The sequence below is a fragment of the Lactococcus sp. DD01 genome (assembly GCF_001578715.1).
GTDB lineage: Bacteria > Bacillota > Bacilli > Lactobacillales > Streptococcaceae > Lactococcus > Lactococcus petauri.
The window spans coordinates 1,098,547-1,113,769 of sequence record NZ_KQ968939.1 but is presented as its reverse complement, the minus strand read 5'-3'; the positions used below and the strand labels follow the sequence as shown (position 1 = coordinate 1,113,769).

Here is a 15,223-nt window from a genome sequence, read left to right as displayed (position 1 = left end):
TTTTTATAAAAACATGTAGTGAAAAACTGCATGTTTTTTCGTATTTAGAACTATGAAAAAAATATCAGAATATGTAAAAGAAAATTGGAAAATCGTTGTTGGAATTGTTTTGGCAGTAACTATTTTAGGGGCTTTTTATTGGAATAAAAAAGTTTTAGATATTCCAAAGCAAGAAGAAAAGCATTCCGAGTGGGCGGAGCTGAGCAAGGAAAAAGAAGCTACAGGAAAGAAAAAAGTAGAAAAAGACGAAGATGAGAATGAAATCGTCGTTGATGTCAAAGGCGCTGTCAAAAAGCCAGGCATCTACAAGTTATCCTCCAAAAAGTGTGTATCTGATGCAGTAGCAAGTGCTGGGGGCTTTACAGAAGAAGCAGAAAGGAAGGGAATAAATCTGGCAAAAAAATTACAAGATGAAGCAGAGGTCTATGTTCCAGTGAGAGGAGAAACAGATACAAATCACTTGTTAGAAACCAAAGATAATACCAGTAAAACAGCTGAAAAAACTAAAATTAATATTAATACAGCTGATTTAACTGAATTGCAGCAGCTTAGTGGTGTAGGAGCAAAAAAAGCGCAAGATATTCTGGATTATCGTTCTGAAAATGGTTCTTTTGAGTCAGTGGAAGAATTGACCAAGGTAAGTGGCTTTGGTCCTAAAACATTAGAAAAGTTAAAAGAAGCAATCACTGTAGATTAAGAAAGGCTACGTCAGTTAGATGAAACAAAAATTTACGCTTATCTATTTAGTCTATCTCTTAGTTTTTGTTTATTTTCTTATTTTCAGTTTTTCATGGCCTTTACTTATTCTTAGTTTGTTTAGTCTCTTCATCGCTTTTTATCGTCAATACTATAGTTTGTTAGCTCTCTTACTGTGCTTTAGTTTCTTCTTACTCATGGTAAAAAAAGAGACAGAAGTACAAGAAATACAACAACCAGAAAAAATTTCGAAGATTACCCCTTATATGGATACTCTTCAAGTGAATGGAAACAGGCTCAGTTTCAGGGGAGAAGTGAACGGAAGAGATTTTCAAGCTTTTTACACATTGACTTCGGAAAAAGAAAAAGAATACTTTAAAAATCTTAGGATAAAGGGGATTTTTTACATTGAAGGCACTTTAGAGATACCAGAAGAGCAAAGAAACTTTTCAGGTTTTGATTACAGAAAGTATTTAAGAACGCAAGGTATTTACCGACTTCTTAAAATAGAAAAAATTCAGGGATTTGAAGAAAAACATGACTTTGATTTACGGCTGGTACGCCGAAAAGCCATCCTTTGGACGCAAGAACATTTTCCATCTCCCATGTCGTCCTATATGACAGGGCTTCTTTTTGGTTGGTTGGATAAAGACTTTGAAGAAATGGGGGAACTTTATACTAGCCTCGGTATTATCCATTTATTTGCCCTATCAGGGATGCAGGTGAATTTTTTTATTGAACTTCTTCGAAATATTTTATTAAGGCTAGGTTTATCAAGAAAGTTGGTCTATTTTATCCAAATTCCCTTTTCGATATTTTATGCTTTTCTTACTGGCTTATCTCTCTCAATCTTACGTGCGCTTCTTCAAAAAAATATACCTATTAAAAATTCAAGCGATAGATTTTCTATCACTTTTCTTCTTTTAATGATATTCAGTCCATATTTCCTACTGACAACAGGTGGACAACTGACGATGCTCTATTCTTTCTTAATCACATTTTTTTCACAAAAATTCAATGAACTAAAAGGATTAAAAAAAGCATTACTTGATTCTACTGTTTTAGCTGTTGGTGTACTTCCGCTTTTGATTTTTCACTTCCATTCTTTCCAACCATTATCGATTATATTGACTTTATTATTTAGTCTGATTTTTGATTTTTTACTTTTGCCAGGTTTACTTTTTGTCTTTCTCCTTTCTTTATTCGGCATTGATCTTACATTACTTAATCCTTTTTTTATTATTTTAGAATCAATAGTAAGACTGGTTGGCAGTTTATTTGATAAACCGATTGTATTTGGCAAACCAAACCTTATTTTTTTACTTTTGCTTTTTATGCTAAGTGGACTTGCATTCGATTTTTATAGAAAAAGAAACTGGAACTTAGTTGTAATAATTGTTCTTTTCTTTCTTTTTTTCCTTGTTAAGAATCCTAAACACCCAAGCATTACAATGGTAGATGTGGGCCAAGGAGACAGCATTCTCTTGCAAGACAGGTGGAACAGACAAAATATCCTAATAGATACTGGCGGTAGATTAAAAATAAGAGGTGATGAGCAGTGGAGGGAGGGAAGCTATAAGAGCAATGCTGAAAGTACACTTCTACCTTATCTGAGAGCGCGTGGAGTGAGCAAAGTAGATGTTCTGATTGTGACACATCCAGATGAGGATCATATTGGAGACTTGGAGAGTGTAGCTCAGAAAGTACCAATAAAAAAATTTTATGTCTCAGCTAGTGCGTTAGAGAAGAAAAGTTTTGTTAAAAAACTGAGCAGCTTAAAAAGTCAGATTCACATTGTGCAAGAGGGAGATAAGATCCCTATATTCAACAGCAATCTTCGGTTTTTAACGACAGGAGGTGAAGGTAAAAGCGATAATGATAATTCTTTAGTGACGTTTGGTGAATTTTATGGGAAGAAATTTCTTTTTACAGGGGACTTGGAAGAAGAGGGAGAGGTTAAACTCCAGAAAGAATATCCACATTTAGAAGTTGATATCCTAAAAGTTGGATATCATGGCAGTAAGACTTCTACAAAGGAAGGTTTTTTAGAAGCGATTAAGCCTAAGGTTGCTCTTATTTCTGCTGGAAAGAATAATCGATATAAACATCCGAGTCAAGAAACGCTTCACCAATTAACTGTACGAGGAATAAAAATTTATCGGACAGACCAGCAAGGAGCAATCCGTCTCCTTTATAAAAAAGGCACTTGGCAAATTCAAACAGTAAAGTAAGTTCGGGTACAAAAAATGTTACATACTATATGACAAAACAGCGTTGCTTTTTGATTGAATAGCAATGAGAATAAGGCGATATGTAATAATTCTTATGTTATAATAGTAGGAAACGTTTACTTGAATCATAAAAGTAAACGGGATGGGAGGAAAAATGGCTATTATAAATATTGAATATTACTCCGAAGTACTGGGGATGAATCGTAAGTTTAATGTGATTTATCCAGAAGCTAGTAAAACAGGTGTAAAAGATGGAAAAGATATTCCAGTGCTTTATCTATTGCATGGGATGTCTGGAAATGAAGATTCATGGCTTATAAGAACGGGGATTGATCGTTTGATTCGTCATTCTCAACTTGCCATTGTCATGCCTTCAACTGATTTGGGCTTCTATACTAATACTAATTATGGTATGAGATATTTTGATGCAATTGCAAAGGAATTGCCACAGGTGGTACATAATTTCTTTCCTAACTTGAGCAGCAAGAGAGAAAAGAATTTTATCGCAGGTTTGTCTATGGGAGGTTATGGCGCATTCAAGCTGGCTTTGGCAACAGAAAACTTCAGCTATGCTGCAAGCTTGTCTGGAGCGTTAGATATGACTGACCTAAAAGAACAAAGCGCTGAGAATGAAGCTTATTGGACCGGAATTTTTGGCGACCTTGATCACTTTAATGATAGTGAAAACAGTATTCTCTATCTTGCAGAACACCACGCAGGTGAAAAGCCCAAGCTTTACAGTTGGTGTGGGGAACAAGATTATCTTATCTCTGGAAATAATAGAGCGGCTCAACTTCTTGAGGAAAAAGGTTTTGACCTTCGTTATGAAAAATCGGCGGGTACACATGAATGGTACTATTGGACTAAACAAATCGAGACCGTTTTAAAATGGCTTCCTATTGATTATAAGGAAGAAGAACGTCTAAGTTAAACAGCTTAAAATTAAAATATAAAACCTTGAAACTTAAATAAATCCTAAAGAAAACGTTTGCTCGAAAAAGGCCGAACGATTTATAGAAAAATGTTTGATAATCTTAGGTTAAGTTTTGACAAACGGATTGAATAGGACTATAATTTCATAGTAATAAAAATTTGCGAAAAATCGCACATAGAAAGAGGTCATTAAATGACAACAATCTCAATTGAAGCTCTTAAAGCAGTAGCTATTGGTATTAGTGCACTTGGTGCCGCTATCGGTGATGGACTTATTGTTTCAGCATTTATTAATGCTGTTGCACGCCAACCAGAAATGGAAGGCAAACTCCGCGGAAGTATGTTCCTTGGTGTTGCCTTTGCCGAAGGTACATTCTTCATCGCCTTAGCTATGGCTTTCTTGTTCTAAAAATCGTTGATTTAACTTTTATACTCAACAATTATTTAGAAAGGAAGACTAGCTATGGAATCAACATGGACTTTTAATGTTGGACCAGTAACTTTTGACGGTGTCATTCTATATATGACAGCTTTGACCGTTTTAATTGTCTTTGGTCTGATTTATTGGGCAAGTCGCAATATGCAACTGAAGCCTACAGGTAAGCAAAACGTCCTTGAGTGGGTAGTTGACTTTATTAACGGCATCGGACGTGAAAATCTAGGTGCTAAAGAGTCACCAAAGTATGCCCTCATGAGTTTTACACTCTTTTCTTTCCTTTTGATTTCGAATATTATTGGGCTAGTTACTAAAATTACTGCACCGGGTGACATCAGCTTATGGCGCTCTCCAACAGCAAACTCAACAGTTGACTTGACTTTAGCAGTCTTAGTCATTGTACTCGCCAATACTCTTGGTGTGAAACAGTTTGGCTTTAAAGGCTATATTAAAAATGCCTTTTGGAAAGAACCTAAAGCAATGCTTCCGATGACTATCATGGAAGAGTTTACAAATGCCCTTTCTATGGGACTTCGTCTTTACGGTAATATCTTTGCCGGAGAAGTTCTTCTAGGGATTATTGCTGGAATGATCGATTCTGGTTGGTTTATTCTTCCTGTGACATGGATTTTAGCAATGGCTTGGATAGCATTCTCAATCTTTATTTCATCTCTTCAGGCTTATGTATTTGTTCTTTTGACAAATCTTTACATTAGCCACAAAATTTTAGCAGAACACTAGGAAAGGAGTAGAAATGCTTACTACATTATTAGAAACTGCTCCGAATACAGTTCTTGGTAATATTATCGTTGTCAGCGGTGCATTCATCATCTTGCTGATCTTGGTTCGTAAATTTGCGTGGGGTGCTATTACAGGTATCTTTGAAGAACGTGCAAATAAAATCAACAACGATATTACAACTGCAGAACTGTCAAAAAAAGAAGCAGAAACATTATTAGCGCAACGTGAAAATGAACTTGCAGGTTCTAAAGAAGAAGCTGCCAACATTATCCAAACTGCCAATGATACAGCTAAACAAAATCGTGCAAATATCTTGGCAACAGCCAATGAAGAAGCTGCAAATGTGAAAAAACGTGCCCAAGAAGATATTGAACAAGAACGCAAAGAAGCGCTCAGTTCAGTTAAAGGGGATGTTGCTGATATTTCAGTACAAATTGCTGAAAAACTCATCGGTCAATCTTTGGATTCACAAGCACAATCAGAACTTATTGACAGCTATATTGCTAAGCTTGGCGAATAGGGGGTTGGTTGAAAATGACAACAGTCAATTCTCAAAAATACAGTAAAGCCTTGCTTGAAGTTGCAGAGGAACAATCTCAATTAGAAGTTATTCTTTCTGAGGTTAACGAACTGACACAACTTTTTAAAGAAGATGATCTTGCTTCTTTCTTCGGAACGGAAGTATATTCTACAGCAGCAAAATCAGAAGTTATTGACAGTATCAAAGAAAATTCATCACCTTTGATGAAAAATTTCCTTGATACTGTTCGTGCAAACGGACGATTAGCTGATTTAGCAGAAATTCTTGCTGAAATTAAAAATACAGCAGATGATATGTTTAGAATTGCTGATGTAGAGGTCATTTCAAGCGTGAAATTAACCGAAACACAAATCGAAAAATTTGTTGCTCTCGCTAAATCGAAATTTGATTTGAACGAAGTAACAATCGTGAACACAGTAGATGAAAAGATTGTCGGTGGATTTATTGTAAATTCACGTGGAAAAATCATTGATGCTTCTGTCAAATCACAATTGGCAAAAATTGCCAAAGAGATTCTCTAAGAATCTCCTTTGAGAAAAAATTCTCAGCCATTTAACATGAAAACTCAGAAAGGAGCAAAATACATTTGGCAATCAAAGCGAATGAAATCAGCTCACTGATTAAACAACAAATTGAAAATTTTACACCAGATTTTGAAGTTGCTGAAACTGGTGTCGTCACTTATGTTGGTGACGGTATCGCCCGTGCTTACGGCCTTGAAAATGCGATGAGCGGTGAGCTTGTCGAGTTTGACAACGGCGTATATGGTATGGCGCAAAACTTAGACAGTACAGACGTTGGTATTATCGTACTTGGTGATTTCCTTAGCATCCGCGAAGGAGATACAGTAAAACGTACAGGTAAAATCATGGAAATTCAAGTCGGTGAAGAACTCATCGGCCGTGTTGTAAATGCACTTGGACAACCCGTTGATGGCTTAGGCGATATCAATACAGGTAAAACTCGTCCTGTTGAGGCTCCAGCTTCAGGTGTTATGCAACGTAAATCTGTTTCAGAACCACTCCAAACTGGACTTAAAGCTATTGATGCACTTGTACCAATCGGTCGTGGTCAACGTGAGTTGATTATCGGTGACCGTCAAACAGGTAAAACATCTGTAGCTATCGATGCAATTCTTAACCAAAAAGGTAAAGACATTATCTGTATTTACGTTACCATTGGTCAAAAAGAATCGACAGTTCGTACACAAGTTGAAGCACTCCGTAAACTTGGAGCGATGGATTATACAATCGTTGTAACAGCTTCAGCTTCACAACCTTCACCATTACTTTATATCGCACCTTATGCGGGTGCAGCTATGGGTGAGGAATTCATGTACAATGGTAAACACGTTCTGGTTGTTTATGATGATTTATCTAAACAAGCCGTGGCTTACCGTGAACTTTCACTCTTGCTCCGTCGTCCACCAGGTCGTGAAGCTTACCCAGGGGATGTATTCTACCTCCACTCACGTCTTTTGGAACGTGCGGCACAATTGAGTGATGACTTAGGTGGTGGGTCAATGACAGCTTTGCCTTTCATTGAGACACAAGCCGGAGATATCTCTGCCTACATCGCTACAAACGTTATCTCAATCACAGATGGACAAATCTTCCTCGAAAACGACCTTTTCTATTCAGGTATTCGTCCAGCCATCGATGCCGGATCTTCTGTATCACGTGTTGGTGGTGCCGCTCAAATCAAGGCAATGAAAAAAGTTGCCGGAACACTCCGTTTGGACTTGGCATCATTCCGTGAACTTGAAGCATTTACACAGTTCGGTTCTGACCTTGATGAAGCAACACAAGCTAAATTGAACCGTGGGCGTCGTACAGTTGAAGTCTTGAAACAGCCGTTACACAAACCATTGGCTGTTGAAAAACAAGTTCTTATTCTTTATGCATTGACACATGGCCATCTTGATGATGTTCCCGTAGAAGATATTCTCGATTTTGAAGAAAAAATGTTTGATTTCTTCGATGTCAACTATGCTGAACTTTTACAAGTCATTACAGATACTAAAGATTTGCCAGATGAAGCAAAACTTGACGATGCAATCAAAGCCTTCAAGAAAACTACAAATTACGTTAAATAAGGAGGTTCATTATGGGCGCTTCACTTAGCGAAATTAAATCAAAAATTGCTTCAACCGAAAAAACAAGTCATATCACTGGTGCCATGCAAATGGTATCTGCAGCGAAATTGCAAAAATCAGAAAAGATTGCGAAAACTTATCAGGTTTATGCAGATAAGGTGCGTCAAGTGACAACCGACTTGGTTGCTGCAGATCGTGGCCCTTCTAAAAATCCGATGATGACTAAACGTCCCGTTAAGAAAACAGGATATTTAGTTATCACTTCAGATCGTGGCCTCGTAGGAGGTTACAACTCTAATATCTTGAAGTCAGTCATGAATAAATTACGTGAAAAACACCAGGGACCAGAAGAATATTGTATTCTTGCTTTAGGTGGAACAGGAGCTGATTTTTTCCGCTCTCGTAACGTAGAATTATCTTACGAATTACGTGGTTTGACTGACCAACCAAGTTTTGAAGAAGTTCGTGAAATTGTACGTCAAGCTGTATCTCGCTATCAAAATGAAGAGTTTGATCAACTCTATGTTTGCTACAATCACCATATCAATTCATTGACAAGTGAAGCACGCATGCAAAAAATGCTTCCGATTACATTTGATGAATCAGAGGAACCAGAAGATGAAGCACCAGTATCATTGGTGAGTTTCGAACTGGAACCAAGCCGCGAAGCTATTTTAGATCAACTTTTACCTCAATATGCTGAAAGCATGATCTATGGTGCGATTGTTGATGCTAAAACAGCTGAACATGCTGCTGGTATGTCCGCAATGCGTACAGCTACAGATAATGCTAAAACAGTGATTAACGATCTGACAATACAATATAACCGCGCGCGTCAAGCAGCAATTACACAAGAAATTACGGAAATTGTTGCAGGAGCCTCAGCGCTTTAAGCACGTGGTAACCTTTCTTAAAGAATTAAAGACAGAAAAATAAACTAGGAGGAAAAATATTGAGTTCTGGTAAAATTACTCAGGTCATTGGTCCCGTTGTCGACGTTGAATTTGCGTCAGGCGCGACTCTTCCTGAGATTAATAACGCACTCATCGTTTATAAAGATGTAGACGGCGTTAAAACTAAAATCGTCCTTGAAGTGGCGTTGGAACTTGGTGATGGTGCCGTACGTACCATCGCTATGGAATCAACTGATGGCTTAACACGTGGACTTGAAGTTCTCGATACAGGTAAAGCAATCAGCGTACCTGTCGGTCAAGAAACACTTGGACGTGTCTTCAATGTACTTGGAGATGCTATCGATGGTGGCGAAGCGTTTGCTGAAAATGCAGAACGCAGCCCTATCCATAAAAAAGCGCCATCTTTTGATGAACTTTCCACAGCAAATGAAATTCTTGTTACAGGGATTAAAGTTATTGACTTACTTGCCCCATACCTTAAAGGTGGTAAGATTGGCTTGTTCGGGGGTGCCGGAGTTGGTAAAACCGTTCTTATCCAAGAATTGATTCACAATATTGCCCAAGAACACGGTGGTATTTCCGTATTTACTGGTGTTGGGGAACGTACTCGTGAAGGGAATGACCTTTACTGGGAAATGAAAGAATCAGGCGTTATTGAAAAAACAGCCATGGTCTTCGGTCAAATGAATGAGCCACCTGGAGCACGTATGCGTGTTGCTCTTACTGGTTTGACAATTGCTGAATATTTCCGTGATGTAGAAAAACAAGACGTTTTGCTTTTCATTGATAATATCTTCCGTTTCACCCAAGCCGGTTCAGAAGTATCTGCCCTCTTAGGACGTATGCCATCAGCCGTTGGTTACCAACCTACGCTTGCAACCGAAATGGGTCAACTTCAAGAACGTATCACTTCAACAAAACAAGGTTCTGTAACTTCTATCCAAGCGATTTATGTCCCAGCCGATGACTATACTGACCCTGCGCCAGCAACAGCCTTCGCTCACTTGGATGCAACAACAAACTTGGAACGTCGTTTGACACAAATGGGTATCTACCCAGCCGTTGATCCATTGGCTTCTTCATCACGTGCGCTTACACCTGAAATTGTTGGTGAAGAACACTATGCAGTAGCTATGGAAGTACAACGTGTGCTCCAACGTTATAAAGAATTACAAGATATCATTGCTATTCTTGGTATGGATGAATTGTCTGATGATGAAAAAGTGTTGGTTAACCGTGCACGTCGTATCCAATTCTTCCTCTCACAAAACTTTAACGTTGCCGAAACATTTACTGGTGTACCAGGGTCATATGTACCAATTGAAAAAACTGTTGAAGATTTCAAAGCGATTCTTGACGGTAAATACGATTCAATCCCAGAAGATGCTTTCCGTGGTGTAGGTCCAATCGAAGACGTTCTTGAAAAAGCTAAAAAAATGGGTTATTAAGATAGGAGGTTGCTGAAATGAGTGAAAATGTCATGGCTATTCAAGTCATCACTCCTGCGGGTGTCGTTTATGATCACCATGCAACCTACATTCTTGCGCATACGATTGGTGGAGATATGGGGATTTTACCCAACATGATTTCCACAATCGCTGGTTTACAAATCAGTGAACTTAAGGTGCGCCGTCCTGATGATGTGAAGCACGTTGATTATATTGCTGTTAATGGCGGTATTATTGAAGTGAAGGATAGTATGATTACAGTGATCGCAGACTCTGCTGAGCGTAATCGTGATATCGATGTTCCACGTGCCGAACGTGCAAAACTTCGTGCTGAAAAAGAGCTTGAAGAAGCTAAAGCGGCACATAAGACTGATGAAGCTAAACGTGCCGAAGTTGCACTTCATCGCGCGATTAACCGATTGAATGTATCGAAACACAATTAATAAAAGAATAAAAAACATCCTAAGGATGTTTTTTTTGTTATTTAATATAAATGTAACAAAAAACAGCAAATTAAAATGTAAACAATAAGTCTTTTTTACTGTTTGATGAATAAATAGTTACGGATGATGGACTTTTGGAACAATTTAGAAATGTAGTGTTGAGAAGAGAGAGGGAATTATGGGAAAGGAGGAAAGTGTGGCATTGGATCATTGCCAAGAACTGATGGAAATAGTCGAAACAATAGAAGACAAACTCCATCAACTTGAAGTTATAAAGATCGAATTTCGTCAAGAAATTCAGTACAAAATTAATTACCGCTCGGCTTTACTTGCGTTCAGCTTTCCTGTCCTTATCTTAGCTTTTTATATTATAAACGATTTTTCTTTTATACATGGTCATGGGCAACTGGATCGTTCCGCTTTAGAAACCTTCTTAATCACGTTTATGTTGAGCTTTGCCTTATGGGCTCTGGGAATTTTTCTAAATGATATTTTCAAAAAGATATTTGGAAGTAATACACTTCCCATTGGTCGAAAAGCTCTTGTTAAGCAACTTTTTCCTAAATACAATCAAAAAAGTCAATGTCTGATTGATAGTCTAGAGGAAACGTTGGGATCTGAGACTTTAACAAGTACTGAACTTCCTGAAAAGTATCTGAATGTCAAGAGCTTGAACTATATTATTGAGGTCTTAAGTGTAGAAGATGTTCAAACTTTGCATGAAGCAGTTGAACTATTAGAGCTAGAAATAAAAAATTCTCGTGTTGAGCAAAGTTTACTGGCTGAGCCAAGTATCCGTCGAGCGCAAGAAGCGATAGCAATCCAGCATACGTTCAAACAAGGTGTATAGTAGAAATAATGAGAAAGGAGGCAAAAAGCGAATGAGAAAGAAAAGATATTGTATAATTTTAGCAACCACCATAGTATTAGGGCAAACAATCATTCTGAACCCGAGCCAAGCTTATTCTGCATCAGTTTCACGTGTCCAAGCTGAAGAACTGCAGGACAAAAGTGCTGAGGATCCGATAACCGAGGAAGCAAATACAGGCGGCGGATTGACAACACCTGAAAACCCTCAGCCTATTACGCCGACAATGCCTCCAATCGTGCCAGAAACACCAGACATTACACTTCCGCCAGTAACTATAGGTGAACCTGTTCCTATCACACCAACAGTCCCCATAATTCCGGATAATACTCTTCCTTTGGTACCGGTAGGCGAACCTGTGCCGATCACACCTACAGCACCTCCAATTGTACCAGAGCAGCCGGATAATAGTTTACCTTCAATTTCACTCACAAGACCAGAAAAAGGAGAGGTACAGAAACCAGAGTCGTATACAGAAAAAAATCAACCCCTTAAAAATCTGGAAGCATATAATCAAGATAAAAAGAGTACAACAGAAGTTACCCCAGCAGAAACTAGAGAGCCACAAGAAATAGAAAATAAGGAGACAACTACTCAAGTTTCTACCAAAGGAGAACTTCCTTATACCTGGGGGGAAGCAAATATCCCACTGATGTCACAACATACCTCTGTCAATTCCAATTCACGTGATGATGTGGACAAGGATGCTGCAACGCGTAAACATGCCATAGCTGTGCATGCAGCCGGGACAGGAGGAGTAGTTACAGGAATAGGAACCTCTGTACTCCTTCTCGGAATCCTCAAGAAAGCCAGTTGGCTAAAACAATTCTTTGGTAAATAAAAGAAAAAATCTCTGAAAAAAGGGATTTTTTTTGATACAATGAAACAAACAATGAGGAGAAATCCTCTAAAATTTAAAGGAGATTCAGATGCGTAAAGTAGGTATAATTGGGTTAGGGAATGTCGGAGCAATGATTGCTCAAATGATTGTTCAAGCAGGCTATGTTGATGAATTAGTCCTTATTGATAAAAATACTGCAAAATCTAAAGCTGAAGCTTTTGACATGCTAGATGCAGCTAGCCTACTCAATAGTCATACGAAGATTACTGTCGGTGATTATCCAGATCTTTCTGATGCAGAAGTCGTTATTTCTGCTTTGGGCCATATCAAAGCTCTTGATGCCCAAGATCGTTTCCAAGAGTTGAAAATTAATACACCCATGGTCAAAGCAGTGGCAGATGAAATTAATGCTTCAGGCTTTAATGGTGTTTTCTTAATCGTAACCAACCCTAATGATGTGATTGCACAGCTTTATTCACAAGCTCTTAACCTTCCCAAAAACCAAGTTTTTGGAACAGGAACATATTTAGATTCGGCTCGTTTGCACCGTTATATTGCTGAAGAAGCAGGTGTAGATGCGAGAAGTGTGAGCGGTTATATGCTTGGTGAACATGGTGATTCACAATTTGCAGCGTGGTCAACAGTAAATATTGGTGGTGTACCATTTGAAAAAACAGCAGTGACAAACAATTTTGACCTTGAAAAAATCGAAGATTCAGCACGCCATGGCGGTTTTGTCGTATATGAAGGAAAAGGCTATACGAACTTTGCTATTGCTGCAGCTTCAGTGAGTCTAATGAATCTCATTTTATCTGATGCCAAAGCAGCTGTGGTCTGCTCGCATTACGATGCTGAACTTGATGCGTATTTGTCAACACCAGCACTTGTTGGACGCGATGGTGCACAAGCTTATCCTGGATTTATCGAAAGTATCAGCAAAGAAGAAGCGGATAAATTGAAAGACTCAGCACGTGAGATTCAAGAAAAAATCAAAAAATTTAGCTAAAAATAGCCTATAAATGGAAAATCTCTTATATAAGAAGAGGTTTTTTTCTCTGTTCAATTGCTTTGAAATAAAGTATAATTAAAGATATATATAATAGAAGATAAGGTGAGTTCATGGTTGAGGTTTATTTGGTAAGACACGGAAAAACAATGTTTAATACAATCGGCAGAGCCCAAGGTTGGTCGGACACACCGCTCACTGCTGAAGGTGAACGTGGTGCTATGGAGCTAGGGCTAGGCTTCAAAGCTAAAGGGTTGAAGTTTGATCGAGCTTATTCTTCTGACTCTGGCAGAACAATACAAACGATGGGCTTTATCTTGGAATACTCCGAGAATAAAGATATTCCTTATAAGATGGACAAGCGTATTCGTGAATGGTGTTTTGGTTCTTTTGATGGGGGATATGATGGCGAACTCTTTGATGGGGTTCTTCCTATTATCTTTGCTGAAAAAGGTATGCAAGAGACAGGAAAGTTCCCTTCAGATGAAGAACTGGCGCGTGCTATTTATGAAGTTGATACTGCAGGATGGGCGGAAACTTGGGAAGAACTCTCTGGACGTATTATGAATGGCTTTTCTGATATGGCAACTGAAGCAGAAGCAGCGGGAGCGAAAAATATCGTCATAGTTAGTCATGGGATGACGATTGCAAGCTATATCAAAATGCTTCGTCCAGATAAAGAACGTCCGCATAATTTGGATAATGGTTCCGTGACACATCTGACTTTTGAAAATGGAAAATTTGAAGTAGGAGATATCGGATCGATGGAGTATCGCAAACTTGGAGCAGAAATCATAAAAAATGCAAAGAAGAACTAAAAAAAGAAAACTCAAAAAAAGTAGAGTAATCGGAAGTTTCATTATTCTCTTGGTCTTCATTGGACTATGTGTATTTGCTGTAAGTAAACTCAAGACACAAGTCACGAAAAAAACGGCTGAACCAAGACAAACTTCATCTTCAAGTTCGCCAGCTGAAAGTAAGGCAACTGATTTACCGGAAGCTCATCGTTCTGACTGGAATCTTGTTCTGGTAAACAGGGAAAATCCAAAAGAGGAACTCTCCCCAGAGCTTACAACTGTTGGCACTGTGCAGGTTGATCAACGTATCGCAGATGCTCTTGTTAAATTTTTAGCAGCAGCGCAAGCTATTGATCCCTCAGAACACTTGATTTCGGCATATCGCTCAGTGGCTTATCAAGAACAACTCTTCAATACTTATGTGGAAAATGAAATGGTTGGTGCTGCAGGATCAGTCAATAACATAGGGCAACCTATATCTCGTGAGCAAGCTGAAACTAATGTTAAGACTTATTCACAGCCTGCAGGTAGCTCAGAGCATCAAACAGGCTTAGCTGTTGATATGTCGACAGTAGATGCTTTGAACCAAAGCCCTGAAGATGTAGTCGCACAAGTGAAGAAAATTGCGCCTGAGTACGGTTTTGTACTACGTTTCCCGGAAGGTGGGAAAGCATCCACTGGTGTGGATTATGAGGATTGGCATTTTCGTTATGTAGGTGTGGATAATGCCAAATATATGACAAAACACAACCTTACACTTGAAGAATATTTGAAGTTATTGCCCCAGTAAAATAAAGGGCGTTAAAAGGAGTCACACAACAATGTTGAATAAAGCCTACTTGATTTTATATGCTAATATTGCCTTATTTCTCTATACTTTAATGATTATTGCACAACGGCTTTTAGCATCACCCAATACCTTTACGACGGTTTTTCAAAATACAAGCCGCACAATAACGGGATTTATCAATAAAACTCTGGCTCCAGTAGCCCAATGGCAAAATATAATAGAAATACTCTTGGTCTTCCTTCTCATCTTACTCATACTCCGCTTTTTCAGTGTGGGACTATGGATTTTAGAGATAGCGGCTGTGCTGGTAATTGTTGATTGGGGCTATCAATATCTCATGCATCAGCAAAATCTAGCGCTATTATTTCCACTAGCTGTCATGCTTGTTAGTCTCTTTAGCATCCGTTTCATTGCTAAAGAAGTAGGATTTATTTAAAAAAACC

17 protein-coding genes are annotated in these 15,223 nt (G+C 38.4%); all 17 read left to right on the top strand.

Going from position 1 to position 15,223, the window contains the following annotated elements; all coding sequences use genetic code 11:
- Window positions 1-52: 52 nt before the first annotated feature.
- The 17 genes from LACDD01_RS05420 to LACDD01_RS05340 all read left to right on the top strand — a co-directional run bounded on the left by LACDD01_RS05420 (window position 53) and on the right by LACDD01_RS05340 (window position 15,216).
- Window positions 53-697: a helix-hairpin-helix domain-containing protein gene (locus tag LACDD01_RS05420; protein ID WP_061413593.1), complete on the top strand. Its 645-nt coding sequence runs from the start codon at window positions 53-55 to the stop codon at window positions 695-697.
- A 19-nt stretch (window positions 698-716) separates the two neighbouring features.
- Window positions 717-2,927 carry a DNA internalization-related competence protein ComEC/Rec2 gene (locus LACDD01_RS05415; protein WP_061413591.1) on the top strand — a complete coding sequence of 737 codons (2,211 nt, stop codon included), beginning with the start codon at window positions 717-719 and terminating at the stop codon, window positions 2,925-2,927.
- Window positions 2,928-3,081: 154 nt separating this feature from the next.
- A complete protein-coding gene (locus LACDD01_RS05410) occupies window positions 3,082-3,858 on the top strand; it encodes an alpha/beta hydrolase (RefSeq protein ID WP_061414146.1) in 777 nt (258 codons plus the stop codon).
- 195 nt (window positions 3,859-4,053) lie between these two features.
- Entirely contained in the window at window positions 4,054-4,269 is a 216-nt protein-coding gene (locus tag LACDD01_RS05405) for a F0F1 ATP synthase subunit C (protein WP_003135074.1), read from the top strand.
- A 54-nt stretch (window positions 4,270-4,323) separates the two neighbouring features.
- On the top strand, window positions 4,324-5,037 hold the full coding sequence (atpB, locus tag LACDD01_RS05400) for a F0F1 ATP synthase subunit A (RefSeq protein WP_004259176.1): 714 nt from the start codon (window positions 4,324-4,326) through the stop codon (window positions 5,035-5,037).
- A gap of 13 nt (window positions 5,038-5,050) precedes the next feature.
- Window positions 5,051-5,557: a F0F1 ATP synthase subunit B gene (gene atpF, locus LACDD01_RS05395; RefSeq protein ID WP_004259173.1), complete on the top strand. Its 507-nt coding sequence runs from the start codon at window positions 5,051-5,053 to the stop codon at window positions 5,555-5,557.
- A gap of 14 nt (window positions 5,558-5,571) precedes the next feature.
- Entirely contained in the window at window positions 5,572-6,099 is a 528-nt protein-coding gene (locus tag LACDD01_RS05390) for a F0F1 ATP synthase subunit delta (RefSeq protein WP_019292093.1), read from the top strand.
- 65 nt (window positions 6,100-6,164) lie between these two features.
- Window positions 6,165-7,673 carry a F0F1 ATP synthase subunit alpha gene (gene atpA, locus LACDD01_RS05385; protein WP_061413589.1) on the top strand — a complete coding sequence of 503 codons (1,509 nt, stop codon included), beginning with the start codon at window positions 6,165-6,167 and terminating at the stop codon, window positions 7,671-7,673.
- 11 nt (window positions 7,674-7,684) lie between these two features.
- The gene (locus LACDD01_RS05380) at window positions 7,685-8,566 is read left to right on the top strand and encodes a F0F1 ATP synthase subunit gamma (protein WP_061413587.1); all 882 of its coding nucleotides are present in this window, start codon (window positions 7,685-7,687) and stop codon (window positions 8,564-8,566) included.
- A 59-nt stretch (window positions 8,567-8,625) separates the two neighbouring features.
- On the top strand, window positions 8,626-10,035 hold the full coding sequence (gene atpD / locus LACDD01_RS05375) for a F0F1 ATP synthase subunit beta (RefSeq protein ID WP_004259151.1): 1,410 nt from the start codon (window positions 8,626-8,628) through the stop codon (window positions 10,033-10,035).
- 17 nt (window positions 10,036-10,052) lie between these two features.
- Window positions 10,053-10,478, top strand: a complete 426-nt coding sequence (locus LACDD01_RS05370) for a F0F1 ATP synthase subunit epsilon (protein ID WP_019292091.1) — start codon at window positions 10,053-10,055, stop codon at window positions 10,476-10,478.
- A gap of 178 nt (window positions 10,479-10,656) precedes the next feature.
- Entirely contained in the window at window positions 10,657-11,328 is a 672-nt protein-coding gene (locus LACDD01_RS05365) for a hypothetical protein (RefSeq protein WP_061413586.1), read from the top strand.
- Between the two features lie 31 nt (window positions 11,329-11,359).
- The gene (locus LACDD01_RS05360; RefSeq protein ID WP_061413584.1) at window positions 11,360-12,187 is read left to right on the top strand and encodes a hypothetical protein; all 828 of its coding nucleotides are present in this window, start codon (window positions 11,360-11,362) and stop codon (window positions 12,185-12,187) included.
- An 88-nt stretch (window positions 12,188-12,275) separates the two neighbouring features.
- Window positions 12,276-13,193 (top strand): lactate/malate family dehydrogenase, encoded by a 918-nt coding sequence (locus tag LACDD01_RS05355; RefSeq protein WP_061413582.1) that lies wholly within the window; start codon window positions 12,276-12,278, stop codon window positions 13,191-13,193.
- Between the two features lie 113 nt (window positions 13,194-13,306).
- Window positions 13,307-14,011 (top strand): histidine phosphatase family protein, encoded by a 705-nt coding sequence (locus LACDD01_RS05350; protein ID WP_019292087.1) that lies wholly within the window; start codon window positions 13,307-13,309, stop codon window positions 14,009-14,011.
- Entirely contained in the window at window positions 13,995-14,780 is a 786-nt protein-coding gene (locus LACDD01_RS05345) for a M15 family metallopeptidase (protein ID WP_061413580.1), read from the top strand. Before LACDD01_RS05350 ends, LACDD01_RS05345 begins: the two co-directional genes overlap by 17 nt.
- 31 nt (window positions 14,781-14,811) lie before the next feature.
- On the top strand, window positions 14,812-15,216 hold the full coding sequence (locus LACDD01_RS05340; protein WP_061413578.1) for a hypothetical protein: 405 nt from the start codon (window positions 14,812-14,814) through the stop codon (window positions 15,214-15,216).
- The last annotated feature ends 7 nt before the right edge of the window (window positions 15,217-15,223 follow it).

Coding starts and splice junctions, on each gene's coding strand:
- LACDD01_RS05420 (WP_061413593.1), top strand. CDS start 53: ATGAAAAAAATATCAGAATATGTAAAAGAAAATTGGAAAATCGTTGTT.
- LACDD01_RS05415 (WP_061413591.1), top strand. CDS start 717: ATGAAACAAAAATTTACGCTTATCTATTTAGTCTATCTCTTAGTTTTT.
- LACDD01_RS05410 (WP_061414146.1), top strand. CDS start 3,082: ATGGCTATTATAAATATTGAATATTACTCCGAAGTACTGGGGATGAAT.
- LACDD01_RS05405 (WP_003135074.1), top strand. CDS start 4,054: ATGACAACAATCTCAATTGAAGCTCTTAAAGCAGTAGCTATTGGTATT.
- atpB (WP_004259176.1), top strand. CDS start 4,324: ATGGAATCAACATGGACTTTTAATGTTGGACCAGTAACTTTTGACGGT.
- atpF (WP_004259173.1), top strand. CDS start 5,051: ATGCTTACTACATTATTAGAAACTGCTCCGAATACAGTTCTTGGTAAT.
- LACDD01_RS05390 (WP_019292093.1), top strand. CDS start 5,572: ATGACAACAGTCAATTCTCAAAAATACAGTAAAGCCTTGCTTGAAGTT.
- LACDD01_RS05380 (WP_061413587.1), top strand. CDS start 7,685: ATGGGCGCTTCACTTAGCGAAATTAAATCAAAAATTGCTTCAACCGAA.
- LACDD01_RS05370 (WP_019292091.1), top strand. CDS start 10,053: ATGAGTGAAAATGTCATGGCTATTCAAGTCATCACTCCTGCGGGTGTC.
- LACDD01_RS05365 (WP_061413586.1), top strand. CDS start 10,657: ATGGGAAAGGAGGAAAGTGTGGCATTGGATCATTGCCAAGAACTGATG.
- LACDD01_RS05360 (WP_061413584.1), top strand. CDS start 11,360: ATGAGAAAGAAAAGATATTGTATAATTTTAGCAACCACCATAGTATTA.
- LACDD01_RS05355 (WP_061413582.1), top strand. CDS start 12,276: ATGCGTAAAGTAGGTATAATTGGGTTAGGGAATGTCGGAGCAATGATT.
- LACDD01_RS05350 (WP_019292087.1), top strand. CDS start 13,307: ATGGTTGAGGTTTATTTGGTAAGACACGGAAAAACAATGTTTAATACA.
- LACDD01_RS05345 (WP_061413580.1), top strand. CDS start 13,995: ATGCAAAGAAGAACTAAAAAAAGAAAACTCAAAAAAAGTAGAGTAATC.
- LACDD01_RS05340 (WP_061413578.1), top strand. CDS start 14,812: ATGTTGAATAAAGCCTACTTGATTTTATATGCTAATATTGCCTTATTT.